The sequence below is a fragment of the Enterococcus sp. AAFC-DPL-5146 genome (assembly GCF_058216635.1).
The window spans coordinates 2,678,858-2,698,784 of the sequence record NZ_CM177103.1; the positions used below are offsets into that span (position 1 = coordinate 2,678,858).

Genomic DNA, 19,927 nt, shown 5'->3' on the forward strand with positions numbered 1-19,927 from the left:
ATGTTTAAGCCATCATCGCTTCAAATCGTTCAACAACGGCTATCGCGTCATCTTCTGAACGAGCAATGATAATGATTGTGTCTACTCCTGCTACAGTTCCTGCAATTTCTTCATAGCTGACTTCATCTAAAAAATTCGTCACAACATCTGCTGCGCCCATATCAGTATGAACAATTACCATAAACTGGACACGTTCCATGCGAATCACTGAATCTTTAACAGATTCTTTTAGTTTTTCTTCGCTGCTGGATGCTTGTTGTTGAGAGAATAAGGCATACTTCACTCGACCATCTGATCCGTGGGTTTTAACGATGCTCATCTCACGAACGTCTCTTGAGACAGTTGCTTGCGTTGCTTTGACGCCGGATTGTTCAAGAAGTGCAATCAGGTCGTCTTGGGTTTCTATTTCATTTTCTGTGATCAATTGTTTGATCAACAGCTGCCGATCTACTTTTTTCATGTCAACACTTCCTGTTTTTAGTTGTTTTCTTTATTATAGCGAAAGTCTGAGAAATTTGCATTTCTTTTTGGTAAAAATTACTTTATTATGAGAAAAGTGAGGGAAAACGTCGAAAAAGTGTAGAACAATCACTTGACTTTGTTCTACACTTTTTCTGGTAATATAGTTTTCAACATTATAAGGATTTAGGTTTTTTTTCGAGCTATGTCAATGTTAATTCCCGTTGTTATCATCTAAATCTATCACAGTTGTAGCATACTCTAAGAGTTTTTTATCATGTGTAACCATCACAACAGCTTTATTTTTTTCAGTAACTAAATATTGAAAATATTCTACTATAAACATGGCATTTTCGTCATCGAGATTACCTGTAGGCTCATCGGCAAAAATAATCTCAAAAGGTTTTAATAATGAACGAATAAGAGCGATTCTTTGTTGCTCGCCACCGCTTAATAAAAATACTTTTTTAGCTAGGATTGATTCCGATAATGAAAATTTCTCTAAAAGGGTTGTTAAATCCGTTTTCTTAAAAGACTTATTGTATTTAATCGCCAGCTTAAGATTCTCTAACACCGTCATATTTTCTAACAAGCCATAATTTTGGAACATGTAGCTGATAACATTCTTTCTAATCTTTTGAATATTTTTTTTCTTAACAACGGAATGATTGTATTTTAAACTTCCTGTAAATTTATTTTCTAATAAACTTAGGTTGTTAATCAGTGTAGTCTTTCCAGTGCCACTTTTTCCTGTTATCAAAACAAAATCTCCCGCTTTAACCGATAGCGTAAAATTGTTAATTATTTTCTTCTTGTCTATCTCAATTGACAAATCTGTAGCCTCAAATATCATAAAAATCCTCCTTCAGAGTAACGGATTTATTTTTAAAATGAATACATCCATAAATTGTTAGGTTAAGTATTAAAATAAATAGCAATGGGAAAAAACCAAAAGAATTTTTAGGATAGACTATATAAAAAACTGATACAGTAGTCATTTCTATAAGTATTGGGAAAAATACAACATCTATACTCTGGTTTAGTGCTGAGTAACCTAGTATTTTTTTTACGAAGAGTTTTTTTGAATTTATTTTGTAAATCACTAAAGAAATTTGAATATTCAACGTCAATAGTAAAACAAGCAAAATACCGTACTGAATACTTAAATTGAACAATATAACTTCATTTCTAGCAACATTTTCTCCACGTTCTTTAAAGACAGATATCGTAAAGTTTACAATCCCGTTAAGCCCTGATCCTCTCACATCTTTTTTTATAAGATCAAAAGGTTCCTTTCCAGCTATATCACCAAAATCAATAAACAATCCTCCATTCATGGTTAAAATATTTCCCCAAAATAGCCCGTCCATTAATTTAGGATTGACTACTATTGCTATAGGATCCTCAATATTATTCTTTTCTGCCTCAGTACCGTAGAACACATTATATGTAAAATACTTTTGTTTGTTTTCAACATATAACACTTGAATTTTTAGTTGATCCAAAGAAATATCAGCATTTGGCGGATCTTCTGTCAATCTAAATTTTACGTCTGCTAAATAATTCTTCTTTATTTCTGATTCATATTTTTTGTATTTCTTTGGAACAAGGATGGATAGTGTATTAGCATCAGAATTTATCCGTTCTTTTTCAGCATCTGTGACAAATTTTATCGGATTGACCTTTAAATAATTCCTATCAATCGTTATATCTGCACCACCTGGTGAAGTAATAAATTCTTCTTTATCCGATATTCTGTCTTGCCCAACCATCCTGGAGACCCCCTTAGAATTATAGATTACTGTATAGTTATAGGGAGCAATAATAAACGTTTTGTATTTAGTTGAGATTCGTTCATAAAATTTTTGAGCGTTTTTTAAATATGTTTTCTCTTCTATATTGTTGTCTCGATCCAATTGATTGGTTATGTTGGTCTTATATAAATTCTTAGTTCTTGACCAAACTTTGTTGGATTGACTTATGCTACTATATTTTTCGATTTCACTTTGGATTCTTTGGGATTTTCCTAGAAATAAAAATAAAGCTATACATAACAATATCCCCAGAATAATCGTTACTACCTTGCTTGGAGCAGCACCTTTCATATTGTTCATTTCCCGTATAAAGTGATATAAATATAGCTGCATTGAAAGATAGATAACCAATGAAAATAGGTAAATGGAAAGACACAGTAGTATTGACCATAGTAAATTTAGATTGATATGTTTAGATAAAAATATAAATATCAGCAAAGATATGATTAGTCCGTATAAGATAGAATAGGTTAATTTCATTGATTGCAGTACAATTTGTTTAGCAGAATAACCTAAAATTTTCTTTAAAGAAATAACTTTTCTTTGAGAAAATGCCATCGAAAGAATACACACAAAGAAAAATATAATCAAATACAGTAGAACAATATTTTGATAGGCGTTTATCGTAAAAGTATCGGATATCGTTGGGGCAGATATTTTTATAGTTCCATATTTTTGGAAAGTCGTTATAATATCTTGCTTATCCCCATTCCCTTGAATATAGAAAACATTACCCAAGCCACTATTTTTGACTTGCTCAAATGAATAAAGCTTTATTTTGAAGTAATCACTTGGTAAATTTATAAGACCGATATTATTTTCATCTTCATCCGAATAATTTGTAACATAGGAAGTCTCAGATTTTTTTGGAAATGCCCCCTCTTTCAAATCGAAGAATGGATTTACTTTAGGATTTGTTGAGAGAATATTTAGTGTGTCTTTATCAGAAAAATTGTATTGCGAAATATTTATTTTATTTTTAACAGATTCACTATAAATGTCATTAACTAACTTTTTATAATCGGTTTGTGGAGAATAGATAATATGAAGCTCTTGGGTATTTTCATAGAGTGCTTTGTTGATATCAAGACCATTTAAAATACTGGTGGAAGAGAATAATACTAAAAGAAAAATGATTGATGATAAGATAAAATTGATTTTTTTAATCATATGTATTCGACCTTTCTGATAGGGTAAAAAGAGAGTGTTAGTTTAAACACTCTCTTCATTTATACTTAGTTGACTAGTAGACATTCCACCAACCTGTATTTCCACTCAATGTTGCATTTGCTGTTGCATAAGCACGTCTGCCTGCACTTTGTTTATCTCGAACAGAGCCACCCCAACCATTTTTAGCTGTTGCACTATGTGTTCTTCTAGAATGATCATATCTTGCCCACACTTTAAATCCGTTAACACCACAAGCAAAGTCTCCTCCTCCAGCAGCATATCTTGCTTTCGGTATAACATCGTCTGGCGCTACATCATTACGCGCTTCCATTCCTCCACCAAATAAAGCTTCCTGATCCTCACTCGCTTGTACAGAAAAACCACCGACAACACTCATTGCTAAAATGCCTAAAAATAAAATAGTTTTCTTCATACTTCTTCCTCCATTATTTTTTATTACCATTTCTGGTACAAACTTAGCTTACTATCAGTTAGAGGCTTTTATAAAGAACTTGTTAATTTACATGACGAAATAAAACTGTGTATACGCATATATCCAACATGCAAGTTGTAGTTTACATCCTTAAATACTTAATAAAAGAGATTTATACTTGATTTCCAGTATTTTATTCTTAACATTTACTGTAAAATATAATTAATTTATAATGTGAATTATGTTAAAATTAATTTATGTACATTTATATTTACACAGGAGGAATAACATGGAATCTTTAGGTTACAAACTTAAATCATTGAGAATGGAAAATAACTACACACAAGAAGAATTAGCACAGCAATTGTTCGTAACAAGGCAAACTATTTCTAAATGGGAAAATGGAAAAACCATTCCAGACATTAAAACATTAAATCAAATTTGTAGCTTCTATAATATTCAGTTAGCGTCTTTAGTATCAGAAAACACCCCTGATCAAAAAGAGATGAAGCATCCTATAACGTATATAAAATACTTAGCTCTTTCAGTAAATGTTGTTATAATATTCATTCTTTTGTTTAATTTAATACAAAGCTCTTTTTTTGCTTACACACATGGCGCTTTTACATGGTTTATTTTGTTTTTACTTGCTGTTATCCTGTTATCAAACATAGTGATTATCTTCATTTTAGATAGTTATAAAGCCTATTTATTCAATGTTGTGATCCCAGTGCTAATACTTATTATTGTTAATGTTATGATATAAAATAAAACAAAAAAGCTAGCCAAACGAATCTCGTTCAGCTAGACAAAATAAAAAGGCACTTTGCAAGAAGATGAGTTGAAGTGATTAAAATCTTTATCACTTTGATTTTTGGGTAAAAAAAGACCACTATCTTCCACGCTAAAGTAAGGATAGTGACAACGTAATAATCTATCGAGCTTTAGTCAAAACTCAACTAAAGAGTCCGTGTATCCGCACTGGCTTTTTTTGTAATCATAATGAATAATGATTACCTTCTTGTTTATGATGTCTTTCTTACAACGAATACTATAGAGGAGAAGATTTCCTTGGGACTAAAACTATCTGAACAAGAAAGAAAAATAGTGACTATTTTGTCCGCTGGAGTAATTTAAACGATTATTATCTATTCTACCGTTGATTGCCAAGATCCTTCCAAACTAAACAAGCTGGGTGTCTGGAACTATTTTTAATAGTAAGAAAAACAAAGGCACCTGACTTCGGTTCTTAGCGAAAATGAACTACTAGATCATCTTGAATTGATTTTTGGAAAAAACATGATTTCACTAAAAAAAGCAAACAGATCACCATTTCAATGGTTACCAATATAAATAAAAAACAAAGTACAACAAGATGATCATTCACCTTGTGCACTTTGTTTTATTTTTACTCTAATCCTAAAACAGCATATTTCTTTGCAAACTCGTTCATACTTGGCAACATGATTCCTATCATGATCAGACTAAAAATCACTCCACCGATTGCCCATGAAAGCAGCTCGCCTTTACCAATAATAGAAACGATCATTGATAACCACAACATCGTCATTAATCCGACAGCTTTTATAAAAAATAATGTTCCGTTATATTTTTTCACTTTTGTAATAAAGACATCTGTATAAAAACGGTACTCCATGTAAATGACAAAGGTTTCTACTACTATCACTACAAGTACCTGAACTAGAAGAAAACTGCTTTTCGGGAATAGTGAGCCAAATAATGTCATAATTAGATCCAGCACTATCGCCAGCACTGGCAACAAAATCGTGCGCCATTTCCTATTCAAACTGTTATAGTATCCCCAAAATGATTTTTGTTGAATACAGTTTAGCTTTTGATCCATATTTTCTTCGTACATACCGATATCCCCCTTTTTTTCAGTTAAGCTCTCCTTTTACCTAATAATATTAAACGTATCACATCAAAATAAATGATTCAATGTCTTTTAAGAAAATACTACTGTTTCTCTAGCATCCCTTGTTTCGTCAAATAATCATGCGCAACCGCCGCTGGATCTTTTTGCTCTACATTGACTTGGTAATTCATCTCACTCATCTCTTCTTCGGTGATTTTGCCAACTAATGGCTGCAACAATTCTTTTAATTCTGGATATTTTTCAAGAGTCTCAGCTTTCAACAGTGGTGCCCCTTGATAAGGTGGAAATAATTGTTTATTATCCTTTAAAATAACCAAATCGTATTGCTTCAATTCACTATCCGTCGAATAAGCATCTACCACATTGACATCACCATTATTGATTGCTTGATAACGTAAAGATGGTTCCATTGACTTCACATCTAAATTAAGATTATACAGTTTTTGTAATCCTTTATAACCATCATCACGGTCGATAAACTCTAAAGTGAAACCAGCTTTCAACTGATTTTCGACTTTTTTCAAATCTTCGATTGTTTTCAATCCATTCTCTTCCGCAAATGATCGTTTTACTGCAACCGCATAGGTGTTTTGGTAACGCATTGGTTCTAGATAATCCATATTTTCTTGTTTTTTGATTTGGTCACGTGCGTATTCATATACTTCTCTTGGATCTTTCGATGTATTCTTATTGTCTTTCAAAAATGTTTCTAAGACTGTTCCGGTAAATTCTGGATATATATCGATTTCTCCAGATTTTAATGCGTTATAGAGAAAGCTCGTTTTTCCAAAGTTTGATTTTAGATTGACGTGGACATCACTATTTGCTTCAATTAATTCTTTGTACATGTTAATCAAGATATCTGGCTCTGCACCTAATTTCCCTGCTACAGTGATTTCTTTTTGCTCTGCTTCTTGATGAGTGTAAACAAATGATCCTACCAACAAAGCTAGCAACACTGTAAACGCGACTGCAATCCTTTTAACTGTGGCTTTTTCCAATAAATGGATACAAAAGTTAAACAAAACTGCCAAAACAGCTGAGGAAATGGCACCAATCAAAATGAGATAAACATTGTTTCGATCGATCCCTAATAGAATAAACGTCCCTAAACCACCTGCCCCAATCAAGGCTGCAAGCGTTGCTGTTCCGATAATCATAACGGTAGCCGTACGAATACCCGAAATGATATAAGGCAAAGCTAACTGTACTTCAAATTTGATTAGTCTCTCTCGTTTATTCATACCAAATGCAATAGCGGCTTCCTCTAAAGAAGGATCAATTTCCGTCAAACCAGTATAAGTATTTTGCAAAATCGGAAATAGTGCATAGATTACTAAGGCGACAATTGCTGGCGGACTACCAATACCGATGATTGGAATCAATAAACCTAGGAGTGCCAAGGAAGGAATCGTTTGGAAAACCCCAGTGATTTGTAAGACGAATTCAGCCGCTTTTTTATAATTAGTCAATAAAATTGCTAACGGAATAGCTAAAAGAATCGCAATCAGTAATGACAGTAAAGATAGTTGAACATGCTCTACTACAGCTTGAACGAAGTCTTCTTTTCGTGCTATGAATGTTTCTATTAGTTTTCCCATATTATTGATCACCTTTTTCTATCTTTGACTCTAAAAAGCGTAAAATCGTTCGATCGGTAATTTCACCAATTGGACCGTTGTCGTCTATAAGCACAACCGTTTCCCCATTTACAAGTTGACGAACTATCGCCGACAGTGTCGTGTCTAAGGTCACTTTTGTTCCACTATCTACTTGATTATCTTCCACAAATCCCAATTTTAACAACTCTTGTGCACAGTAGTTTTCCAGATTAGAATGATCTTGTTGGAAAAATTGTGCTACGAAGTTATTAACCGGATTACTTCGGATTTTCTCTGGTGTGTCTGTTTGAACGATTTTCCCATCTTTCATTACACAAATTCTATCTCCTAAAAACAACGCTTCATTCATATCATGCGTTACAAAAACGATTGTACTAGCTAGTTCTTTATGAAGCTCTTTGATTAATAGTTGCAACTGTCCTCTAGAAATTGGATCTAAGGCACTAAAGGGTTCATCCATTAAGATTATGTCTGGTTTAGCTGCAATCGCTCTTAAAATCCCTATGCGTTGTTGTTCGCCGCCAGACAATTCAGCTGGTTTTCGATGTAAATACTCTTCTGGTGGTAAGCTGACTTTTCTTAATAATTCTTTTGTTCTTTCCCGTCTTTTCGTTTTATCCCAATGTTTCATTTCGGGAATCAATTCAATGTTTTCAGCAACGGTTAGATTTGGGAAAAGAGCGATTTGTTGAAGGACGTAGCCAATTGTTAATCGTAGTTCTTTTACGTTGTAGTCGATCAATCTTTGATTGTTAAAGTAGATATCTCCATCGGTGGGTTCAATTAGACGATTGATCATTTTTAATGTTGTCGTTTTCCCGCTCCCGCTCGGTCCAACTAATACAAAAAACTCACCGTCTTCAATTGAAATATTGAAATTTTCTAGTACTAACTGGTCGTTGTATTTTTTTGATACGTCTTTAAAATTAATCATTTGTTCACCTCATTTTTTCTTGTTTACATACTATTTTTACTATAGGAAAGTCATTGGCTAATTTTAGGTACGTTTATAAGTATACTTTATTACGCCATTTGTTTCTAACGACTTGATTCTATTATATAGGAAAAAACCTGACAACTGTCTGTCAGGTTTTAATCTAAAAATGTTTTATCATATTGTTTAATTTGGCACATTTTGCAGCGTCCAAGTCAATTTCCCTTGATACGCACCTTTATACGCACCATTTGGGACAGTCAGTTGGACGCCTTTTTTACGCGTGAGTCCTTCTTCTGTTGTCGCTTCTTCTGTATAGGATTCAAATATGTCTGTAAATCGGCCTTTCCCTTTGCCTTGAGTTGCATTAAAGACAGATCCTGTTGCGCCTTCTTTAGTCACGGTCACCGTATGTCCGACTGCTTCTTGGGTTTCTGCTCCACCAGATTTTACTTTTTCAGTTGGAATATACAATTCCCAGCCTTTTAATTCTTTCCCCTCAGGTGTTTGCAAGGGTGTTGTCATGGCTACACTCACACTCCAGCCTTTACCTGTTCCAGACATATCCACCACTTCAATTCCTGAGCTATAGCCTTTTGCACCTTCTGATGGTTCAGGCGTTACTTTATCCAATTTGGTTGCTCGTGTTGTACCGATCGGCGCATGTGGAAATTTAAAGTCGGAAACGGCTCGAATCGTAAATTCATCTGTCTGCGGTTCTTTGTCTGAAATTAGTTCTTCTGTTGGGCCCATAAATTGATATATGACCGTCTTTTGTTCATTCATTTCAATCACTGCTATTTCTGGTTTTTTCAGTATACTATAGCCTTGTTTTTTTACTGTTTCAATTGTTGATATAATCTGTTGTTCCTTTTCTAAATCAACAGATTGATTGGGTATCTTGTATAGTATCAACTCATCATGAATCTTCTGCCCATTTTCATCTTGGAATAAAATGGTTAAGGGTAACAGCTCTGTAACGGTTATTGTCGGTGCTGCTTCAAAAGAGGTATCATGAAAAACCATTTTTTGGCTAGGATTGATATTCCCAATGTCGTTGTTCGTTGTTGGAGGATTGACAATTCCTGCTTTTACTGCTGAACCTTCATGGTCTCTTGCAAAGAATTGAATCTTATCTCCTTCTTTTAATGTCACATTTTCAAGCAATAGTTCAAAATCACCTGTTCCATTAACAACTAAATTCGATGTGTCCATCATTTGACCATTAAGCGTTGCAGTGATTTCTGCTGTAGGATCTTCTACATGCCCTTTAATACTTTTAGCCAGATTATAAATTATCTTACTCTCAACTTTAACAGGCTTTGGTGGAATGATTTGGAACGGCTCGACTGTCTTTGTCAAAATTTGATTATCGAATCCTGCTGTTAATTCCCCACTTGTTAAGTTTACTTTTGTAATAGTAACTTTATCTCCAACTTCAAAGTATTTCCCTGTATCAATTTCAAAAAGTCCTCCTTGAGGTTCTTCTCCATAAATACGAATACCAGGTTTTTCCTTCGTATCTCCTACCGTCTTCACGTTTTCATAAACTTCTTTTTCCCCATTTACTCTTTGAACTTCTACAGTAACTTCTGCTTCGTCATCCCATGCTGGACGCGTTCGACTCAATCCAACGGGTAGACTTACTCGTCCATGAATTTTTTTATCTGCAGTCGTCGGTACTCTAAGCATATCTGCCACAGCCCAACGCGCATTATTACTACTTAAACGAGTATAGTTTGTTAACCCTCCCGTTCCGATTGTCGTTATGTTAAAATCGCCTGGTCTATTTGTTGCAGCAAGTTCTTTGAAATTTTCTCCCTTAAAGCCATAATCTAAATCACGGAAATTCAAATCGGGATCTTGTTCTAGCGAAGTCCCTTTTTTCCACAGAGACAAATCACTTTCAGTGGCCGTTAACGTTGATGTATTGTCTGCTTGCAAAATATTTCCACCGCCAGGTCGAGTATTACTGAAATCCATAAAGAATGGTTTATCAAACAGAACATCTAATCGACTCGTTGTTCTAAAGATTCCTACATTACTACTAGCGGTTTGACCTCTTGCTTCGAAATAGCCATCATTTCTAGCGATGATCGATCCCTTTTGCTCTTCCATATCAATCGCAGGTCCAGAATCAGCATTAATCCTTACTTCTGATCCTTTGCCTTCAACACTAAATTTATTGACATCTCCAGGACCTATATCTTTAACTGCAGTGTAATGAACGCCTTGGTTTCCATCACCACTTCCACCGTTATTTGCTGCCCCATTTCCTGGATTGTTTACTACAAATTTTCCATTATTCTTGACGTTCACTTGATTTCCAAAGCCCAATAATCTTAATGCGGCCGCATTCCCACCTGTTTTTTCAATAGTCAATTCTGCATTGTCAATATTAAAGGTATAATGTCCATTCCACAAAGAAGGTTGTCCACTTCTCATAAATCTCAATGGTGCCGCTGCACTTGAACTATCACCGTATGTTTCACCAGATTTAATAGTCAATTTAGCTCCAGCCGTTAAATCAAAGACACCATATGTTGACTGCATCACCATTCCACTAGATTTATTTGCGACAAGATCTACTTGCGCTTCATCAGAAATCATTATACGTGCACCTTGACTGTACGTATCAGCATCTCGATATCCTAAATAAATAGTTGCTCTTCCATCACTTTGAACCAGCCGATTACTTTCTCCTTTGATTAACGTTTCCTTTCCAGAAACCTCTAGGCTAGGGTTTCCCCCTTCCAATTGAATGCTATCTCCTTGTTCGACTTTAGCAACTACTTTTGATCCACCCTCTACTTTCATCAACGCCCCATCTCCAGCTAATTGAATGCCATTTCCAGAAGCCACTAAATTGACCTGACTGTTATCAGAGACCAGCATTTTAGGATTTTGTCCCTTCATATAAACACTAGATTCAAGTCGCTGTGTTTCGTGTTGAATATCTAATCTACTATTTTTTGAAATGTTAATTTGTGGTGCATCTATTTGAAACTCTAATACAGGTTTTCCAGAACCTTTTAGCGCTATCTGCCCACCATTTTGAACCGTTATTTTTGATCCTGTTGGCCTTGTGTTCATAGGACGCCCCATATAAATCCCGTTTCCATTTTCTGTTGCAATGTTTAATTTGGCATTTGTAACATCAAGTTCTGCTCCTATATAAGTAGCCATAGAAATTCCCGTACGTAATCCAGAACCATTAATTGACACTTCACTCTCTTCGCTTACTTTAAAAATAGTGGGTGGTTGGATATGTTGATTACTATAAAAATCAATAATAGGGATTGATGCTGTCACCTCACTATTTTCCGCACTTATGTCAAGAGTAGAGCCTCCAGCTATGTTAATCTCGGATGCATTTCTTATCACTATATTTGTTTGCGGATTTATTGATTCAAATTTCGTCGTCTTAATAATCAATTTCGAATTTTCAATCATCGTTAACTGAAAAGGTTCTTCCTTAAAACCACTGATTACCTTCATATCCTTCCGATTCATGATAACTTGCGCGCCACCTTGAACACTCATCTTAACTTGTCTAAATAAAACGAAGTTAGCATTTTTAGAGAGTTCACTATTAAAGATATTTTTCCCACCAGTAAAAACTAGATTTGACTGTTGTAAATTGGTGATTGGCGATTGGTTGTTTGGTCCTTCACTGACATTCTCCATTTCAACAGTGCTTATTGGCCCTGGATACATGGACTCATAATTGAGTAGTGCATATTCAAAACTTGTACCACTTAAAACAATATTTTCCAATCTAAAAGTAAAATTTCCGGAATACACCTAGAAACCTTGTGAAACTGACTCAAGTGTATATCCATTGCCTCTGATAACTAAATCCCGATTTATAGCATAAGTATCATAGGTCATCCTCACATTACTCTTTAATTCTATCTGTGTGACAGTTGGATCATATACAGCATTTTTTAATTGCACTCCACTGGATACTTGAACGAGCTTACCCTCAAATGTTGCTCTATGTACTTGATCGACTTGTTCTATTTCGTCCTCAGCTTTGATTGCTGTACTATCTAAATAAAAATTACCTATACTGATTATTCCTATAAGTAACATCCCAAAGATAACTAGTTTATTTTTATGTTTCAATTCATGACACTTCCTTTTGTAGAGATTAATTATTTAGTTGAAAATAGAGAATCATTTATTAAATTAATTGTTGGAAAAAGAAATTATTTTTACTGATAGCAGGAATTTAACCCTCTCGCTAACTCTATTCCCTGCGATACCCTTACTAATTCTACAGCGGATTCTAAATATATAAAACAACAGGTAAGCGCTTTCGAATTAAATTTAAATTACATTAAGCTGTGCGTAAGTATTAATAAAAATAGTATATGCTTTTAACTACTTATTTTTTAGGTATACAAAAAAACCTGACAACTATCGGTCAGGTTTTAATTTTTCGCTCAAAAATAGCTCATTACATTTTTATTCATTCACTATTGAGTCGCTTAATTCGGCACATTCTGTAGCGTCCAAGTCAGCTTCCCTTGATAGGTACCTTTATACGCACCATTTGGGACTGTCAGTTGAACACCTTTTTTACGAGTAAGTCCTTCTTCTGTTGTTGCGTCTTCGGTATATGATTCAAATAAGTTTATAAATCGACCTTTTCCTTTGCCTTGAGCCGCACTAAAGACAGATCCTGTTGCGCCTTCTTTAGTCACAGTCACAGCATGTCCAATCGCTTCTTTTGTTTCTACTCCATCAGATTTTACTTTTTCAGTTGGAATATGCAATTCCCAGCCTTTTAATTCTTTCCCCTCGGTTGTTTGCAAGGGTGTTGTCATGGCTACTTTCACATTCCACCCCTTGGCAGTTCCGGACATATCTGCCACTTCAATTCCTGAACTATAGCCTTTTGCACCTTCAGATGGTTCTGGTGTTACTTTATCTAATTTGGTTGCTCGCGTTGTCCCGATTGGCACATTTGGAAATTTGAAGTCGGAAACGGCCCGAATCGTAAATTCATCTGTTTGTGGTTCTTTGTCCGAAATTAGTTCTTCTGTTGGCCCCATAAATTGATAAATGACCGTCTTTGCCTCATTCATTATGATTACTTCTGGTTTTGGTTTTTTTAATAGATTGTATTCTTGTTTTTTTAATGTCTGAATCGTGCGTGTAATCTGTTCTTCCTTCGTTAAATCAACAGACTCATTTGGTGTTTTGAACATTGTCAAACTCTTATGAATCGCCCGGCCATTTTCATCTTGGAATAGAATGCTTAACGGCATAAGCTCACTCACATTAATTGTGGGCGCCGCTTCAAATGATGTATCATGAAAATTCAATTTTTGGCTAGGATTACTATTCCCTGTATCATTGTTCGTTATCGGTGGATTCACTACTCCTGCTTTTAACGCTGAACCTTCATGGTCTCTTGCAAAGAGTTGAATTTCATCTCCTTTTTTTAACGTCATATCTTCAAGAGACAGTTCAAAGTTCCCCCTATTATCAACAACTACATTAGATGTATCCAGAGGTTGTCCATTTAACGTAGCTGTAATTTCTACCGTTCTATCTTCCACATGACCTTTGATACTTGTTGCTTGATTGTTAATCGCATCACTTTCGACTGTAACAGGCTTTGGAGGAATGATTTGGAATGGTTCGACTGTTTTTGTCAAAATTTGATTATCAAATCCTGGCGTTAATTCCCCACTTGTTAAGTTTACTTTTGTAATAGTGACTTTATCTCCAACTTCAAAGTATTTCCCTGTATCAATCTCAAAAAGTCCCCCTTGAGGTTTCTCGCCATAAATACTAATACCAGGTTTCGCTTTGCTATCCCCTACTGATTTCACTTTTTCATAAATTTCTTTTTCTCCGTTGGCCCTCTGTACTTCTACAGTAGCTTCTACTTCATTATCCCACGCTGGCCGTGTCCGATTAAGTCCTACTGGTACACTCAATCGACCATGAATTTTTTTATCTGCAGTGGTAGGTACTCGAAGGACATCTGCCACAGCCCAGCGAGCGTTATTACTGCTTAATCGAGTATAATTCGTTAATCCTTGTGTGCCAATTGTATTGGTATTGAACTCACCTGGTCTATTCGTCGCACCAAGCGTGTCAAAGTTAGAGCCTTTGAACGCATAATTTAAATCAATAAAATTCAAGTCCGGATCTTGCTCTACGCCAGTTCCTTTCTTCCATAAAGATAAGTCACTCTTAGTAGCCTTTAATGTTGAGCTACTATTCACCGTGAAAATGTTCCCACCATTCCCTCGGGTATTCGTAAAGTCCATGAATAATGGTTTATCAAATACAACCTCTAATCGATCTGATGTTCTAAAAATCCCTGTATTTGTCGTAGCGGTCTTCCCTCTAGCTTCAAAATAGCCGCCATCCGAAGCAGTAATTAAACCTGGTTGATCATGCATATCAATTGCTGGACCTGAATTAGCAGCAATCCTTACTTCTGAACCTTGTCCAGTTACATTAAATTCATTTCTATCTCCAGTTGCATCAGGAGACTTCGTATAGTGAATCCCTTGATTTCCTACCGCGTCTCCACCATCATTAGGAGTGCCATTTCCAGGATTATTTATTGTGAACTTCCCATTATTTTTTACATTCACTTGGTTTCCATGACCAAACAATCTAACCCCAGCAGCACTTCCCCCACTTTTTTCAATGTTCATTTCCGCATTATCAATATTAAATAGATAATGGCCATTTTGACTACTTCCATAACCACTTCTCATAAATCTTAAGGTTGCATTTGCATTGGCAACATAGCCATCCGTAGGTCCAGACGTAAGGTTTATCTTAGCACTAGAGGATAGATTAAATACGCCATAGCTTGACTGCATAACCATTGCACTTGATAAATTAGATATCAAGTTTACTTCCGCCTGATCCTCCACCGTAATAGCTGCACCTGTAGACAGTCTCTCAGCATCAGGATTTCCTAAATAAATCGTACCCGCTCCATCTACGAATCTTTGACGATTGCTTTCAGACACAAACGATGTTCCCACCCCAGAAACAGTTAACTGCGGCTGATTCCCAAGCAAGCGGATGCTATCTGTATCGCCAACTTTACTGTTCATTTTTGATCCGCCAGTGACTGATAATTTAGCACCCGTTCCATCCAGTTGAATGGTTGGAGAGGTTAATCCATTCAACTTCACAGAACTATTCTTTTCTACCATCATATTTGGCGCATTTCCAACCATGTGAATTCCACCAGCTGCCATTCCTCCAGTTTGTGAGGTACTTTCCTGATTAAATTCACTTTCAGATACAGTAAACTGGGTATTACTTCCTTTCATCCATAAGGAACTTATACCTGAATTTTTTAAAGTAGTCTTACTCCCAGTTTTGACATTCATTGTTGGAAGAGTGCCTTCTAAATAAATATTTGATCCAGCGCCCCCTCCATTACGTTGCATATTCAACTCACTAGAATCGGTTACATTAATTGCCGTTTTATGTGTAGATAAAGTCCCCTTTCCAGACAAGTTGATACTTGATCCTGCCGTGTTGGTATTATGTTGGACATTGATTCTACTATTCTGTGAAACATTAATTTGAGGTGACACTGCAGTAACATCTATTACTTTTTCTCCTGCTCCCTCAAACTCTATTTGACTTCCTCCAGTCGCCTGAATTGTTGTATCCTTTCCATTACCTACAACAACATTAGACCCCAGTTTTGTTTTCATATTCAGCTTTGACTTATTCGTAGCACTAACGGCTGTACCATATGTTTCTCCTGGAAGATTGATCCCCGTACGACTACCTGTTCCAGAAATAGATATTTCGCTGTCTCCACTCACATATAAACCACTGTAGTTGATAGGATTGATATCAAAGTCTACAACAGGCACAGAGGTTGACGTATCTGATGCTAAAGCATTGACTTCTAAAGAGGAATTAGTTTTTACGTCGATATATCTCAGCCCTGTTAGAGGTGATTTAGGTGTAGCACTTTGTTTTGTATTGATAATCATCTTTGAATTTTCTGTGATGTTCAAATCGTATGACGTTGCGTTAGTACCTGTAACTTTTTTTATTATTGTACTGTCAGGCTGCTCTATATAAACTTCCGCACCACCTTTAAGTGTCATACTCGTCTGTGCAAATAAGTAGGGTTTAGCTATGGTAGCCTTAAATTCATTCTTTCCACCAGTAAAAACAACATGTGAAGAACCTAAATTCGTGATGACCCCCTTATTATTTGCTGCCTCACTTACATTTTCCATTTCCATATAACTTTTAGCAAGATAAGAAGGATAAGCAGCATACTCAAACATTGCCGATTCAAGATTATAACCTACTTTCATATTCTCCAATCTAAAGGTGTGCTTCCCATATCTTACCTCCCAAGTATGGCCTGTCATTTGTAAAGTAAAACCATTCCCTCTAATGACCAGATCTCTACTTATGGCTTCAGGTCTAACAGTGAAACCCATGGTTATATTATTTAGCATTTCGATTTGTGACACCTTATCATCGTTTACAGCATCTCTCATTTCCTCTCCGGTAGAAACTTGCCTAGTTTCCCCTTCAAATGTTGCTCTACTTGTTCCTGTGCTTCTATGTACTTGTGTCTGTTGCTGAGGTTCATTCTCAGCTTCGATACTTGTATTATTCAAATGAAAATAACCTATGGCAATTATTCCTATAAGGAAGACACCCAAAATCTGGATTTTTTTTTCATTGACCTTACACATCCTTCTTTCTTTTAACTATTTAATGGGGAGATACAGGAAATCATTATTTTTTCATGCGATTTTTTTATCAGAAAAGTTTCTTATTTCAATTATCTCAACATATGCAAGTCAAGATATCATTACTAATGATACATTGATTTCTCCATATAAAAAACAACAAGCAAGCGCTTTCTTATTACATATAAATGTGCATTGCCCTATAGTTTTGATGTGATTAAAGCTTTTCTCTCTCTCAACGTCCCCCATGTAACCCCTATTCACCGAAACACTCCGTTCCTTATATCAAAAAAAGGTGGATTATCACTATTCTTGATAGCGACATCTCACCTTTTTTGATCTAATCAATTTTGTTTAGACTTACTCAAATTTCTGTCCATTTTCATTTACAAAGATTATCTGAAAAATGATGATGAAGGCTATTCAGATGATCTTAGATTTTTACTACTTCGCTAGACGATAAATCGCATCCGCATAAATAGCTGTCGCACGGAATAAATCATCCAATGCCATAAATTCATTGGCTTGATGCATTGTATCTGTATAGCCCGGGAACATTGCGCCATAAGCCACACCACGTTTTAGTAAACGGCCATATGTTCCACCGCCAATGATTTGTTCGTGGCCTTTTTGACCAGTATGATCTTCGTAAACTTGTAATAATGTTTCAACCAATGGATCATCCGCTGGAACATAATGTGGTTCTTGGTTGCGTCCACCTTGAACGATTTCTGCACCGATTGCACCTGCTGTAGATTTTACGCCTGTTTCTAAATCTGCGGCTGTTGTGCCTTTAGGGTAACGGAAATTCAAGCTCATAAAGTTGCCTTCTTCGGCATCTTTCTTGAAGACGAATAAACCAGCATTCATTGTTAATTTGCCCATTTTAACATCTTCAAAGGCTACGCCTAATTTTTCACCATAGAAATCTTCGTGAACTAATGTTGCTGCCACTTGAATAAATCCTTTGGCTGCACCAGCAAATCCATAGCTATTTAAGAACACGGCTAAGAATGTCGCTGCATTGATTCCAGATTGTGGGCTAGCACCATGTGCGCCTTTACCAATCACTTTTATTGTCACTGTTGTACCATCTACTTCTAACTCACCAGAAATTGGTTCTTCATCCACAAAAACGCTAAATGCCCCTTGCATTTTTTCAGCAATTTTAGCAGTTGGAACAGTGATCACAGCTGTTGCTGTACCTGGAACCATATTTTCACGTAAACCTGCATTGAAGCTTTCTAAAACGTATTCGCCTTCACTTGAGCCGCCAAAACGAGCATATAGTGATACATTTCCTTTTTCACCATTGATGATTGGAAATTCTGCATCAGGAGAGAAACCAAAATCAGGTTTTTCTTCATGTTTGAAGTAATAATCCATATCGCCCCAGCCGCTTTCTTCGTCACTACCGACAACAAAACGAACTTTTTTAGATAATGGAACACCTAAGTCTTTGATGATTCTTAATGCATAATAAGCCGCCATACTTGGGCCTTTGTCATCACTTGAACCGCGGGCAAAGATTTTACCGTCTTTGATTACTGGTTCATAAGGATCGGTATCCCAACCGTCACCAGCAGGTACCACATCCATATGACCGAAAATCCCTAAGGTTTCATCTCCTTCGCCATATTCGATATGTCCAGCATAATTATCAACATTCTTAACAACAAATCCATCACGTTCACCATAAGCCAACATATGCTTTAAACCCGCAACAGGTCCTGGTCCAAATGGTGCTTCTGGTGTTACTTTTGAATCATCACGCTCACTGTTGATACGTAATAAATTTTGTAAATCTTCTAATAGCGCATCTTTACGTGCGTCTACTTCTTTTTGCCAATCAATTGTCATTTTTTAGTCACTCCAATTCATTATTCTCTACCTCCCCATCATACCACTAACTTGCTTAAAAGAAAAAGGCAGGAACAGTTTTTTCCGTAATATTTTGCTCTTACTCTCAAACAGATTTATACTGAAAGTAAATCATTAAAGGAGAAGATTCGGATGAAAGAATTATCACAAAAAAATTTGACAGATGTGATTCATCCCAGACCACAAAATTCTCACAAAGGAACCTTTGGACGAACAGTATTGATTGGCGGAAATGAAACGTATGGCGGAGCCATTATTATGAGTGCAGAAGCTGCAGTAAAATCAGGGGCTGGTTTAGTTTCAGTCATTACAGCAGAAAAAAATCACACTTCCCTTCATGCACGTCTGCCAGAAGCGATGGTACTTAATTGGGAACTGAAACAAGAAATAACGGATTTATTAACTAACGCCGATGTCATTTTAATCGGTCCAGGTCTTGGACTAAGTAAACAGAGTCAGAATCTGTTAGAAGAAGTACTAATACAGCAAAAATCTTCTCAATGGCTTGTAATCGATGGATCGGCGATTACACTATTTGCTGAAAAGAACTACTCATTGAATTATCCAGAACAGATCATTTTCACACCTCATCAAATGGAATGGCAACGATTAAGCGGATTAAACATCGTCGATCAAACGATTGAAAATAATCAATTAGTTCAAAAAAAACTAGGGACATCAATTGTTTTAAAAAGTCATCGAAGCGAAATTTATACATCAGATGAACACTATCAAAATCCACTAGGAACCCCAGCCATGGCAACTGGCGGGATGGGTGATACATTAGCTGGCATAATCACTGGTTTTCTGGCTCAATTTCAAGATAAAAAAGGGGCTCTTTTGGCAGCCGTTTATCTTCATAGTTTGATTGGAGAGGAGCTTAGTAAAACTTGTTATGTCGTTTTACCGACTGAAATTAGTAACCAGTTACCGCAATATATGAAATACTTTGAGAATTTAGTCAAAAAAACAGAGGAAAGATGAGCGTCATTTTCCC

The 19,927-nt window shown here is 35.9% G+C and carries 13 protein-coding genes; 2 read left to right on the top strand and 11 right to left on the bottom strand.

The features are described from left to right. Positions 1-4 precede the first annotated feature (4 nt). From argR to AC4BB2_RS12325, 4 genes are all read right to left on the bottom strand, one after another. Positions 5-460 carry an arginine repressor gene (gene argR / locus AC4BB2_RS12310; RefSeq protein WP_490473193.1) on the bottom strand — a complete coding sequence of 152 codons (456 nt, stop codon included), beginning with the start codon at positions 458-460 and terminating at the stop codon, positions 5-7. A 213-nt stretch (positions 461-673) separates the two neighbouring features. Next, entirely contained in the window at positions 674-1,312 is a 639-nt protein-coding gene (locus tag AC4BB2_RS12315; protein ID WP_490473194.1) for an ABC transporter ATP-binding protein, read from the bottom strand. Continuing rightward, the gene (locus AC4BB2_RS12320) at positions 1,302-3,443 is read right to left on the bottom strand and encodes a hypothetical protein (protein WP_490473195.1); all 2,142 of its coding nucleotides are present in this window, start codon (positions 3,441-3,443) and stop codon (positions 1,302-1,304) included. Before AC4BB2_RS12320 ends, AC4BB2_RS12315 begins: the two co-directional genes overlap by 11 nt. 73 nt (positions 3,444-3,516) lie before the next feature. Further along, positions 3,517-3,876 carry a lactococcin 972 family bacteriocin gene (locus AC4BB2_RS12325; RefSeq protein WP_490473196.1) on the bottom strand — a complete coding sequence of 120 codons (360 nt, stop codon included), beginning with the start codon at positions 3,874-3,876 and terminating at the stop codon, positions 3,517-3,519. A 289-nt stretch (positions 3,877-4,165) separates the two neighbouring features. On the opposite strand from AC4BB2_RS12325, the gene AC4BB2_RS12330 reads away from it, so the two are divergent. After that, a complete protein-coding gene (locus AC4BB2_RS12330; RefSeq protein WP_490473197.1) occupies positions 4,166-4,642 on the top strand; it encodes a helix-turn-helix domain-containing protein in 477 nt (158 codons plus the stop codon). A gap of 642 nt (positions 4,643-5,284) precedes the next feature. Here AC4BB2_RS12330 and AC4BB2_RS12335 read toward each other — a convergent pair. The 7 genes from AC4BB2_RS12335 to pepV form a co-directional block, all read right to left on the bottom strand. After that, positions 5,285-5,755: a hypothetical protein gene (locus tag AC4BB2_RS12335; protein WP_490473198.1), complete on the bottom strand. Its 471-nt coding sequence runs from the start codon at positions 5,753-5,755 to the stop codon at positions 5,285-5,287. A gap of 98 nt (positions 5,756-5,853) precedes the next feature. Further along, complete coding sequence (locus tag AC4BB2_RS12340) at positions 5,854-7,374, bottom strand: ABC transporter permease/substrate-binding protein (protein ID WP_490473199.1); 1,521 nt, start codon at positions 7,372-7,374, stop codon at positions 5,854-5,856. A 1-nt stretch (position 7,375) separates the two neighbouring features. Then, positions 7,376-8,329 (bottom strand): ABC transporter ATP-binding protein, encoded by a 954-nt coding sequence (locus tag AC4BB2_RS12345; RefSeq protein ID WP_490473200.1) that lies wholly within the window; start codon positions 8,327-8,329, stop codon positions 7,376-7,378. 186 nt (positions 8,330-8,515) lie between these two features. Beyond that, positions 8,516-12,106: a WxL domain-containing protein gene (locus tag AC4BB2_RS12350; protein ID WP_490473201.1), complete on the bottom strand. Its 3,591-nt coding sequence runs from the start codon at positions 12,104-12,106 to the stop codon at positions 8,516-8,518. Positions 12,107-12,133: 27 nt separating this feature from the next. After that, positions 12,134-12,457 (bottom strand): pectate lyase-like adhesive domain-containing protein, encoded by a 324-nt coding sequence (locus AC4BB2_RS12355; protein ID WP_490473202.1) that lies wholly within the window; start codon positions 12,455-12,457, stop codon positions 12,134-12,136. Positions 12,458-12,822: 365 nt separating this feature from the next. After that, positions 12,823-16,974: a WxL domain-containing protein gene (locus tag AC4BB2_RS12360; RefSeq protein WP_490473203.1), complete on the bottom strand. Its 4,152-nt coding sequence runs from the start codon at positions 16,972-16,974 to the stop codon at positions 12,823-12,825. 519 nt (positions 16,975-17,493) lie between these two features. Beyond that, a complete protein-coding gene (gene pepV, locus AC4BB2_RS12365) occupies positions 17,494-18,909 on the bottom strand; it encodes a dipeptidase PepV (RefSeq protein WP_490473204.1) in 1,416 nt (471 codons plus the stop codon). Between the two features lie 153 nt (positions 18,910-19,062). Between pepV and AC4BB2_RS12370 the strand changes: the two genes are divergently transcribed. Continuing rightward, a complete protein-coding gene (locus AC4BB2_RS12370) occupies positions 19,063-19,914 on the top strand; it encodes an NAD(P)H-hydrate dehydratase (RefSeq protein ID WP_490473205.1) in 852 nt (283 codons plus the stop codon). Positions 19,915-19,927: the final 13 nt, after the last annotated feature.

Bases quoted from the DNA above. Each gene is read 5' to 3' on its own strand.
- AC4BB2_RS12370 (WP_490473205.1), top strand. From the start codon at position 19,063: ATGAAAGAATTATCACAAAAAAATTTGACAGATGTGATTCATCCCAGA.
- AC4BB2_RS12340 (WP_490473199.1), bottom strand. From the start codon at position 7,374: ATGGGAAAACTAATAGAAACATTCATAGCACGAAAAGAAGACTTCGTT.
- AC4BB2_RS12330 (WP_490473197.1), top strand. From the start codon at position 4,166: ATGGAATCTTTAGGTTACAAACTTAAATCATTGAGAATGGAAAATAAC.
- AC4BB2_RS12320 (WP_490473195.1), bottom strand. From the start codon at position 3,443: ATGATTAAAAAAATCAATTTTATCTTATCATCAATCATTTTTCTTTTA.
- pepV (WP_490473204.1), bottom strand. From the start codon at position 18,909: ATGACAATTGATTGGCAAAAAGAAGTAGACGCACGTAAAGATGCGCTA.
- AC4BB2_RS12335 (WP_490473198.1), bottom strand. From the start codon at position 5,755: ATGTACGAAGAAAATATGGATCAAAAGCTAAACTGTATTCAACAAAAA.
- AC4BB2_RS12315 (WP_490473194.1), bottom strand. From the start codon at position 1,312: ATGATATTTGAGGCTACAGATTTGTCAATTGAGATAGACAAGAAGAAA.
- AC4BB2_RS12325 (WP_490473196.1), bottom strand. From the start codon at position 3,876: ATGAAGAAAACTATTTTATTTTTAGGCATTTTAGCAATGAGTGTTGTC.
- AC4BB2_RS12345 (WP_490473200.1), bottom strand. From the start codon at position 8,329: ATGATTAATTTTAAAGACGTATCAAAAAAATACAACGACCAGTTAGTA.
- argR (WP_490473193.1), bottom strand. From the start codon at position 460: ATGAAAAAAGTAGATCGGCAGCTGTTGATCAAACAATTGATCACAGAA.